Source organism: Prauserella sp. PE36, assembly GCF_003311655.1.
In the GTDB taxonomy this organism is placed as follows: Bacteria; Actinomycetota; Actinomycetes; order Mycobacteriales; family Pseudonocardiaceae; genus Prauserella_A; species Prauserella_A endophytica.
In genome coordinates, this window is sequence record NZ_QEQT01000083.1 from 24,256 (window position 1) to 31,286 (window position 7,031).

A 7,031-nucleotide genomic window follows, 5' to 3' on the forward strand; every position below is an offset into this window, starting at 1 on the left:
TAGTAAAGCTCCCTTGCTCCCTGTTGCCGCACGAGGGCCGCGGGAATCAGTGCGCGAAGTGCCGGGTGCCGGTGAGATAGAGCGTCACGCCAGCGGCCTCGGCGGCGGCGATCACCTCGGCGTCCCGCACCGATCCGCCTGGCTGAACGACCGCACGCACACCGGCGTCGAGCAGCACCTGCAGGCCGTCCGGGAACGGGAAGAACGCGTCGGACGCCGCGACGGAACCCTTGGCACGGTCGCCGGCCCGCTGCACCGCCAGCCGCGACGAGTCGACACGGTTCACCTGGCCCATGCCGACACCGACCGTGGCCAGGTCGTTCGCGAGCAGGATCGCGTTGGACTTCACGGCCCTGATGGCCCGCCACGCGAAGGCGAGGTCGGCGAGGGTGCTCTCGTCTGCCGCCTCGCCCGTCGCGAGCGTCCAGTTCGCCGGGTCGTCGCCGGGCGCGTCGATCCGGTCGGCCGTCTGCAGGAGCACACCCCCCGAGATGGGCCGGAACTCCACCGGCGAGCCGAGCGGCTCGGGCAGCCGCAGCAGTCGCACGTTCTTCTTGCGGGTGAGCACGTCGAGCGCGTCGGCGTCGAAGTCCGGAGCCAGCACAACCTCGGTGAAAACGTCCGCGATCTGCTCGGCCATCTCCAGGCTCACCGGCCGGTTGCTGGCGATCACGCCGCCGTAGGCCGACACCGGGTCGCACGCGTGGGCCTTCCGGTGCGCTTCGGCGATGTCGGCGCCCACCGCGATCCCGCACGGGTTGGCGTGCTTGATGATCGCGACGGCGGGATCGGTGAAGTCGTGGGCGGCGCGGCGCGCGGCGTCGGTGTCGACGTAGTTGTTGTAGGACATCGCCTTGCCGTGCAGCTGCTCGGCGTGAGCCAGCCCGGGCTCACCGTGCCGGTACACCGCCGCGCCCTGGTGCGGGTTCTCGCCGTAGCGCAGCACCTCGCCCCGGTCCCAGGTGGCGCCGAGGAAGTCAGGGAAACCGGAGTTGTCGGCGGGGGCGTACGCGCTCGCGAACCACGAGGCGACAGCCGTGTCGTAGGCCGCCGTGTGCGCGAAGGCCTTCGCCGCCAGCCGTTTGCGCTCGGCGAGATCGAAACCACCGGCGCGGACCCTTTCGAGCACCCAGTCGTAGCTCGCCGGGTCGACCACCACCGCCACCGAACCGTGGTTCTTGGCCGAGGCACGCACCATCGCAGGCCCGCCGATGTCGATGTTCTCGACGCAGTCCTCGGGGCTCGCCCCGGACGCGACGGTCTTGGCGAACGGGTAGAGGTTCACCACCAGCAGGTCGAACGGCGCGATGTCCAGCGACTTCAGCTGCTCGACGTGGTCGGGCCGGTTCACGTCGGCGAGCAGGCCGGCGTGCACCCTCGGGTGCAGCGTCTTCACGCGCCCGTCGAACGACTCGGGGAACCCGGTGACCTCTTCCACCGGCGTCACCGGGACACCGGCGTCGGCCAGCACCTTCGCGGTGCCGCCGGTCGACACGATCTCGACGCCCGCCGCGTGCAGGCCGGTCGCGAGCTCGAGCAGGCCCGCCTTGTCCGACACCCCGATCAACGCGCGCCGGACCGGCCGCTGACCGGCCCCTGGGGTCTGCTCGCTCACGACAACCTCACCTTCCGTCCCTCCACCGTGCACCCCGCACGGCCAAGCTTCTCGATCACGTCCACGAGGAGCCGACGTTCGACCACTTTGATCCGCTCGTGCAGGCTCGCCTCGTCGTCATCGGCCTCCACGGCCACGGCCTCCTGCGCGATGATCGGCCCCGTGTCGACCCCCGCATCCACGAAATGCACGGTCGACCCGGTGACCTTCACCCCCAGCTCGAGCGCATCGGCGACCGCACGGATCCCGGGGAACGCCGGGAGCAGTGCGGGATGCGTGTTGATCACTCGGTTCGGGAAGTGGCCGAGGAATCGCGACCCCAGGATCTTCATGAAGCCTGCGGAGACCACGAGATCGGGCCGGTACGCGGCGACCGCGTCGGTCAGCGCCTTGTCCCAAGCCTCGCGGTCGGGGTGGTCACCCATCTTGATCGAGAAGTGCGGGATCCCGGCGCGCTCGGCCCTCGCCAGCGCCTCGATGCCGTCCCGGTCGGCCCCGACCGCCACCACGGTGGCCGGGTACGAGGGCTCCTCCACCGCGTCGAGTACCGCTTGAAGCAGCGTCCCCGAACCTGACGCGAGTACCACCAACCTCGCTGGGGTAGGCAGCTCCAACCTGCTAGCCAGAACGGTCTCCTTGCCGGGCTGTGCGCCAGAGCACACGTCGGTTGACCTGGTGACACTCCACCCTAAACGGCGAGAAGTTGATCTTGATGGAGAGGTGTCAGGGCCGCTTGCCGGAAGCTTCGTCGTCGCCGGGGTCCGGTTCTTCCTCCGGTTCCGGTTCCGGGTCCTTCACCTTGTCCGGCTCCGGTTCAGGCTCCGACTCCGGTCCAGGCTCGGCCACCTGGTCCACCTCGGCCGCCTCGTCGGGATCGTCGAAGTCGTCGTCCTCTGGCTCTTCCGCGTCGCCGGGCTCCTCGTCCTCACCCGGCTCCTCCTCGACGGCTTCGTCGGACCGCTCCGCCTCGGTCTCCGCCGAATCCTCGGCCTCTTCAGCCGGTTCGTCCCCGGCTTCCTCCACCTGCTCCTCGACCGCGACGGGCTCGGGCTCGGGCCGGGGCCCCGCGAACCATGCGACGAGTCCGCCGGGCACCGCGATCCAGACGAACGCGGCGATCGAGACGAGTCCGAGCGGGATCGCGACCGGGTCGAACACGCCGGAGCCGAGCCTGCCGCCCGCGAGCGTGCCCACGACGACCGTGCCGAATCCGACCAGCGCACCGGCCACGCCGACCGTGCGCAGCCGCGCTACGGGGTTCTCGTGGCACCGGCGCAACGACCAGCCGACCAGCGCCCCCACCGCGACAGGCAACAGCACGAACACCGGCCACCACGACGCCTGCGCCTCCGGCATCGCCGCCAGCAGAGGCACTCCGGGCACCGGTCCGCCGGTGAAGGCGTAGGGGCTGACCGACACCGAACCGATGGAGAAGCCGGGGCCGGTCACGAAGCCGAGCGCCAGCACCGCCGCGTTCGGCACGTAGCCCAGCGACAGCAGCAGCATGCCTGCCGCGCTGCCCGCACCCGGCGCGTTGTTCGCGAAGAGGCTGTTCGCCGTCGGCACCGACAGCGCCATCCCGACGAGCAACGCGAAGGACCCCGCCGTCAGCAGTGCGAGCAGCCCCAGCGCGCCCGCTCGCAGACCGTGCACGGCGAGCGGATCGAGATGGCGACTCACGGTCTCCGTGAAGCCGCAGTGCCGGGCGACGCCGACCGCGGCCGACACAGCCGCGACCAGCCCGGGAACGAGGAAGGCCGACAGCGGTTCGACGCTGAGGGGCTCGCCGTTGGACAGTAGCGAGATCGCGAGACCGAGCATGGCGTGCGCGCCAGCCATGACGCTGATGAGCGGCACCGCCCGCACCGGTTCGGTGAGGCCGAGCCGCTGCGCCGCGCTCGCTGCCGTCCGCGCGACGAGCAGGCACACGCCGACGGTCGGCAGGAGCGGCAGGACGCCGAGCGGTTCACCTTCTATCTGCACGGGCACCTGGTAGGCGCCCAGCCAACCGGGGCCCGCGGCAAGCAGCACGCCGAGCGCCGAGAACTCCGACCGGGTGGCGATGGCCGTGACCAGTGCGAACAACGCGGCGACCACCGCGTAGCCGGTGACGAGCGGCCACACGGCAGCGGCGAGCAACGCCCGCACTCGCCCACCGCGCGGCACGTCCTCACCAGCGGCGGAGCCCGCTGAGCGCATGCGCGTGGTGAGGAGGTCCATGCTTTGACCATCGCATCGCGATTGGGCCGTCCGAGTGAGCCACGCCGCCGCAGGCGGATGACGACGCCCACACCCCACCCGGTCGGGGCAGTTCCGGACAAGCAAAAAGGCGCTTCCGGCGTTCGCCGAAAGCGCCTTTCCGTGACTCTGATCAGCTGTTGGACTGGCCGAAGCCGCCCGGCGGGGTGCCCGGAGGGTTCTGCTGGCCGCCCTCCGGCGACTGCTGCTGGAAGAACTGACCGTGCTGCGAGGCGTAGGTCGTGGGCTGCTGCCCCGGCTGCGGCGAGACCGGCTGCGCGAACTTCGTCGGCTGCGGGATGCCACCGGACTGGTCCGGAGCGGGCTGCTGGCCGAACGGCGGCTGCTGCTGGGCGAACGCGCCCGGCTGCTGCTGGCCGTACGCCGGCTGCTGACCGTAGGGCGACTGCGGCTGGGGAGCCGGCGGCTTGAGCACACCCGCGTCGAACAGGTACGCGGCGACCGCGGCCAGCATCTGGAGCAGGCCGAAGATCAGGACCATGATGCCGCCGGCCTGCATGTCGTAGGGAACGGCGAACACGGTGAAGAGGAACGGGATCGCGGCGCCGATGGCGAAGATGGCAGGCCACGGGCCGGGCTTGACGTCACCGGGGAGAACCAGGAAGACGGCGGTCAGCGCGCTGACGAACAGCAACGCCGGGATCCACGCGTACCCGGCCTCGTAGAAGCTCCTGCCACCGCCGATGTTGGCGAAACCGAGGAACAGGTTCAGCACACCGAGACCCGCGGTGACCAAGTAGAAGATCTGGGGCAAGCCCAACTTGGGTCCGCCGCCTGCTGACGGCGCCGCCCCGGGAAAGTGCTGTTGTGGCTGCTGGGGGCCTTGGCCGGGAAATCCACCCGGCGCGCCGCTCGGGAAGGTCATCCGTTGTTCTCCTGTCGTGTTCTCGCTGACAACCGCGGTCAGTCCTGGCCGATTCGACTCGCGCCCCCGGGCTCGCAGCCGACCCGGAAGCGGGAGCTGCGGCGGCAACGGAACGTTAGCGCACCGCGAACCGGTGAAGCGGCCGGCTCTTAGACGCTTCACCCAGGCAGTTGGTTTCCCTTTTGCCCGGTCTTTGTAAACGAAGGAGCCGGGCACCGTGCGGTGCCCGGCTCCTACAGTCATTGTGCTACCGCGTTACAAGGCCTTGTACAGCTCCCTGGCCAGCTCGGCGGTTTCGGTGGGGGTTTTGCCGACCTTGACGCCTGCGGCTTCGAGGGCTTCCTTTTTGGCTTGGGCGGTGCCGGAGGAGCCGGAGACGATGGCGCCGGCGTGGCCCATGGTTTTGCCTTCGGGGGCGGTGAAGCCGGCGACGTAGCCGACGACGGGTTTGGTGACGTTGGCCTTGATGTAGTCGGCGGCGCGTTCTTCGGCGTCCCCGCCGATTTCGCCGATCATCACGATGACCTTGGTGTCGGGGTCGGCCTCGAACGCCGCGAGGGCGTCGATGTGGGTGGTGCCGATGACCGGGTCCCCGCCGATGCCGACCGCGGTGGTGAAGCCGATGTCGCGCAGCTCGTACATCATCTGGTAGGTCAGCGTCCCGGACTTGGACACCAGGCCGATGTGGCCGGGGCCGGTGATGTTGGCCGGGATGATGCCCGCGTTCGACTTGCCCGGGGAGATCACACCGGGGCAGTTCGGGCCGATGATCCTGGTTTTGTTTCCCTTGGCGACGGCGTGGGCCCAGAAGTAGGCCGAGTCGTGCACGGGGATGCCTTCGGTGATGACCACGGCCAGGCCGATCTCGGCGTCGATGGCCTCGATGACGGCGTCTTTGGCGAACTTGGGGGGCACGAAGATCACCGAGGTGTCGGCGCCGGTGGCCTTCATGGCCTCCTCGACGGTGCCGTAGACGGTGAGGTCCGTGCCGCCGATGGTGACGGTCTGGCCGGCCTTGCGGGCGTTGACCCCGCCGACGATGGTGGAGCCGGCGGCCAGCATCTTGGTGGCGTGCTTGGTGCCTTCCGAGCCGGTGAGGCCCTGCACGATGATCTTGGAGTTCTCGTTGAGGAAAATGGCCATGGGGATCAGGCTCCTGCCGCGGCGAGCTGGGCGGCCTTGTCGGCCGCGTTGTCCATGGTGTCCACCTGCGTGACCAGCGGGTGGTTGGCCTCGTCGAGGATCCGGCGGCCTTCCTCGACGTTGTTGCCGTCCAGGCGCACCACCAGCGGCTTGGTGGCCTCGTCCCCGAGGATCTTGAGGGCTTCCACGATGCCGGTGGCCACCGCGTCGCAGGCGGTGATCCCGCCGAACACGTTCACGAACACGCTCTTGACCGCGGGGTCGCCGAGGATGACGTCCAGCCCGGCGGCCATCACCTCCGCCGAGGCGCCGCCCCCGATGTCGAGGAAGTTCGCGGGCTTGACCCCGCCATGCCGCTGCCCGGCGTAGGCGACCACGTCCAGGGTGGACATGACCAGGCCCGCGCCGTTGCCGATGATGCCGACCTCACCGTCGAGCTTGACGTAGTTGAGGTCCTTGGCCTTGGCCTTGGCCTCCAGCGGGTCCTCGGCCTGCTTGTCCACCAGCTGCTCGTGCTCGGGGTGGCGGAACGTGGCGTTGCCGTCCAGGGTGACCTTGCCGTCCAGGGCGACGATCTTGTCCTGCGGGTCCCGCACCAGCGGGTTGACCTCGACCAGCGTGGCGTCCTCGGCCACGAAGGTCTCCCACAGCTTCACCACCACCTCGGCGGCCCGCTCCCGGATCTCCACCGGGAAATTGCCCTGGGTGAGGATCTCGAGCGCGGTGGCCTTGTCCACCCCGGCGATCGGATCCACCGCCACCTTCGCCAACGCCTCCGGGCGCTCGACCGCCAGCTGCTCGATCTCCACGCCACCCTCGGCCGAGGCCATGGCCAAAAACGTGCGGTTCGCCCGGTCCAGCAGGAACGAGAAGTAATACTCCTGCGCGATGTCCGACGCCTCGGTCACCAGCACGCGACGCGTGACATGACCCTTGATGTCCAACCCGAGGATCGCCTCGGCCTTCTCCCGCGCCTCGGCCGGATCCTTGGCCAGCTTCACACCACCGGCCTTACCCCGGCCACCGGTCTTCACCTGCGCCTTGACCACAACCTGCCCACCGATCTCCTCGGCGGCGGCCCGCGCTTCTTCCGGATTACTCGCCACAGCGCCGGGCAACACCGGCACACCATGGGCGGCGAAGAGGTCC

General features: G+C 69.7%; 6 protein-coding genes. All 6 read right to left on the bottom strand.

Features of this window, described 5'->3' with window-relative positions; translation table 11 throughout:
* Positions 1-46: 46 nt before the first annotated feature.
* A complete protein-coding gene (gene purH, locus DI005_RS23710) occupies positions 47-1,615 on the bottom strand; it encodes a bifunctional phosphoribosylaminoimidazolecarboxamide formyltransferase/IMP cyclohydrolase (RefSeq protein ID WP_113643585.1) in 1,569 nt (522 codons plus the stop codon).
* Complete coding sequence (purN, locus tag DI005_RS23715; protein ID WP_112276999.1) at positions 1,612-2,229, bottom strand: phosphoribosylglycinamide formyltransferase; 618 nt, start codon at positions 2,227-2,229, stop codon at positions 1,612-1,614. Before purN ends, purH begins: the two co-directional genes overlap by 4 nt.
* Positions 2,230-2,338: 109 nt before the next feature.
* On the bottom strand, positions 2,339-3,835 hold the full coding sequence (locus DI005_RS23720; RefSeq protein ID WP_199543173.1) for a DUF6350 family protein: 1,497 nt from the start codon (positions 3,833-3,835) through the stop codon (positions 2,339-2,341).
* Between the two features lie 151 nt (positions 3,836-3,986).
* Positions 3,987-4,739 (bottom strand): DUF5336 domain-containing protein, encoded by a 753-nt coding sequence (locus DI005_RS23725; protein WP_113643586.1) that lies wholly within the window; start codon positions 4,737-4,739, stop codon positions 3,987-3,989.
* A gap of 255 nt (positions 4,740-4,994) precedes the next feature.
* Entirely contained in the window at positions 4,995-5,882 is an 888-nt protein-coding gene (gene sucD, locus DI005_RS23730; protein WP_112276995.1) for a succinate--CoA ligase subunit alpha, read from the bottom strand.
* 5 nt (positions 5,883-5,887) lie between these two features.
* A partial coding sequence (gene sucC, locus DI005_RS23735) for an ADP-forming succinate--CoA ligase subunit beta (protein ID WP_113641030.1) occupies positions 5,888-7,031 on the bottom strand: 1,144 nt, incomplete at its 5' end.

Excerpts from the sequence above, each read along its gene's own strand:
- sucD (WP_112276995.1), bottom strand. The coding sequence starts at position 5,882 with ATGGCCATTTTCCTCAACGAGAACTCCAAGATCATCGTGCAGGGCCTC.
- DI005_RS23720 (WP_199543173.1), bottom strand. The coding sequence starts at position 3,835 with ATGGACCTCCTCACCACGCGCATGCGCTCAGCGGGCTCCGCCGCTGGT.
- DI005_RS23725 (WP_113643586.1), bottom strand. The coding sequence starts at position 4,739 with ATGACCTTCCCGAGCGGCGCGCCGGGTGGATTTCCCGGCCAAGGCCCC.